This window comes from Streptomyces ochraceiscleroticus, assembly GCF_000720485.1.
GTDB lineage: Bacteria > Actinomycetota > Actinomycetes > Streptomycetales > Streptomycetaceae > Streptomyces > Streptomyces ochraceiscleroticus.
In genome coordinates, this window is the sequence record NZ_JOAX01000119.1 from 1 (window position 1) to 306 (window position 306).

1 protein-coding gene is annotated in these 306 nt (G+C 70.9%); it reads left to right on the plus strand.

What is annotated here, in order from left to right; all coding sequences use genetic code 11:
• Window positions 1-306: hypothetical protein (locus tag IG84_RS38585; protein ID WP_037801492.1), on the plus strand; the 306-nt coding region annotated here is incomplete at both ends.

Below are 306 nucleotides of genomic sequence, written 5' to 3' on the forward strand. Positions count from 1 at the left end.
ACCTGTACCTGCTCGTCATGGGCTACACCGAGACGCTCAGCCAGTTCCGGTGGCAGATCACGTTCAACTGCGTGCCCTACGGGCCGTGGATGACGGCCGTCGTGGGGGAGGCCCGGGCCGACACCAGCGGCAGCACCCTCGAGGTGGCGGCCACCGACACCGCCACCACGCTGCAGGTCGTCAACGAGGCGGCCCCGTGGGCGCGCTCGGCCGACTACCCCGGCGACTTCCCCATGGACATCCTCGTCGACGGCGAGCGCATGACCCTGACGGCCGTCACGGGCGCGCGCGAGGACTCCTTCGACC